We start from the raw sequence: 1,658 nt of genomic DNA, 5'->3' as shown, positions 1-1,658 counted from the left end.
CATTGGCCGAAGTCTGCGACATGTTCACACCGCAAGAATGCTGGAACTACTTTTGCGAGGCCGGGTATGCATCAGGTTAAAAGCGCGTAGCTTTAATGATCTCTCGTCAGCCATAGCAGCCATCGTAGCGATGAGTTCTCGCAAAGCCGTCGCGACATCCTGTTGCGGCAGACCCCCACCATGTCGGATCAGTGTGTCTAACTGGGAGGTGGTCGTCGCGTCAGCCAGGTCGTCTGAGCTGTAGCTAGTACAATCTCTATAGAGAGATCTTAATGGTGTTTGTACCGCCGAGCCAGACCCATGCTGCAAAGCACAAGCTGACCCAGTGGCAGAAGCAAATGCTTGAGCCATGAGCTGATCCTTGAAGTTATTGTTGATGGAGGGGGGGGGCGAAGCTGAAGACGCTTCAGCCAAAGCAGAGGGTCACCGCGAAGTTTGGTTCATTGCAATGGTGGGGGTTAATTCTGCAATGGTGGAACCTAATCCAGCTCAAGCAGCCGCATAGATGCTCTCACCGCCACCTTGATAGGCATCAAAGACATGCCGGTATAGAGTGTCGCATTTGGTGTTGAACACGGTTTCATCGTAGGCGTCTGGCAATCCGCCATCGAGGATCACCTCAATCGCCTGCCGTACTGCGCCACGTGCCGTTTCCTTCTTGGTCCAATCAATCACAAGCTTTTCGTCCTTCAAGGCCTGCAGGAGGTCGCGACAGACGGCTTTGACCTGATCTCGTTCCTTGTCGGACAGTTCTGGCTCTGGTTTGGTCAGGATGTCAAAGACAGCTTTCTCTTCTTCTGACAGTCCTTCTCGTACGGCTTTCTGTTCTTCCTCTGACAGGTCTTCTGCCAACTTCACAAGGGCCTTGAAGAACGCCTCGATGTTGTGGCTGCCGCTGTTGTAGCTGTCGATCAGGTTCTGGAAACGCTCAAGGAAATCCGCGCGAGTTGGGTTTCGGGCAACCATCGCTGTTAGCTTCTGGTTCAGCAAGGCACGGAGCCTTTCGGCTTCGGTGCGCTTTTTCCCCGTGTCGAACTTCTCGCGGAGTTTGTCAAAGTCGATTTGACTAATGTCGATCACCTCAGGGTCATCAGGCGTCTCGTAGGGGATTGGTGCGACGGAACGATCCAAAAGGTCTTCCACGTCCTGCATGATTGCCTTGATGTCGGGCTTGGGCATCATTGACCGGATACGCTCGGCAAGCACAGAGATGAGAACGACATCGGGGGAGAACTCGCTGGAAGCAGGATCAGGCAGGATAGCCTTGTACACACGGGAGGCAGCTCGAGCTTTGGCTAGGTATTCCCGCTTGGCCTCGTCCGTTTCAATCAGGGCCTCCACAGCATCAGCAAGCAAGGCGACCTTCTCCAGACCTCGTGCCTGCTTGATCGCGGCGGCGTCGATCTTCCTTTCGGCCAAGTAAGCAACGGTAACCGCGACAAGGTGTCGGAGGTATTCAACGAGGTCACTCTTGTCCCTGATGGGCGGCTCCTCCGTCCCAGTGTTGCCGCCACCGTAGATCGCCAATGCCTTTTGCAGGTTTCTGAACACACCGACGTAATCTGTCCGTCGGCAGAGTTTTTGGGCCCAAGAGCGGCCTAAACTAAGAGAGTGTTTGGCTCATCTTGTTGATGGTATTATGCGGCGTGTTTGCGATG

General features: G+C 54.2%; 1 protein-coding gene. It reads right to left on the bottom strand.

All coding sequences use genetic code 11. The features are described from left to right. Positions 1–489 precede the first annotated feature (489 nt). Positions 490–1,551, bottom strand: coding sequence for a type I restriction enzyme endonuclease domain-containing protein (locus BUC32_RS20000; protein ID WP_073257404.1), 1,062 nt, complete (start codon positions 1,549–1,551; stop codon positions 490–492). Positions 1,552–1,658: the final 107 nt, after the last annotated feature.

Origin of the sequence: Shimia gijangensis (assembly GCF_900142085.1) — a bacterium.
GTDB classification, from domain to species: Bacteria; Pseudomonadota; Alphaproteobacteria; order Rhodobacterales; family Rhodobacteraceae; genus Shimia; species Shimia gijangensis.
This window is presented reverse-complemented; position numbering and strand designations above follow the sequence as displayed.